This window comes from Thermus sp. FJN-A, assembly GCF_054655095.1.
Genome location: NZ_BAAHSC010000027.1, coordinates 1 through 326, shown reverse-complemented (window position 1 = coordinate 326; position 326 = coordinate 1). Strand labels below are relative to the sequence as shown.

The window sequence follows — 326 nt, the reverse complement described above, 5'->3', positions numbered from 1 at the left end:
GGGGGGTGATGCGTTGCCAGTCCTTGAGCCCCGCCCGCCTGGCCACCCGCTTCACCATGGCCTCCACCGCCCGGGCGGAGAAGGGCTTTCCCCGGTTGGGCCCCGTGGTGTGGCTCCAGATGTAGGGGCTCGTGGGGTGGCCCTCGAGGTTCCGGTGCCGCAGCCACTGGTGCAGGGCCCGCTGGGCCGTGGGCGAGAGGACCACCATCCGCTCCTTCCCCCCCTTCCCCTGGACCCGGATGGCGTGGGGGACGCCGTCCTGATAGGTGAGGTCGGCGTAGGTCAGGGCCAGGGCCTCGGAGAGGCGGAGGCCTGTGCCGTAGAGG

Annotated in this window: 1 protein-coding gene; it reads right to left on the bottom strand. The window is 72.4% G+C overall.

Translation table 11 applies throughout. From position 1 onward, the window contains the following. Window positions 1–326: tyrosine-type recombinase/integrase (locus ACYQ0J_RS00130; RefSeq protein WP_460170220.1), on the bottom strand; the 326-nt coding region annotated here is incomplete at both ends.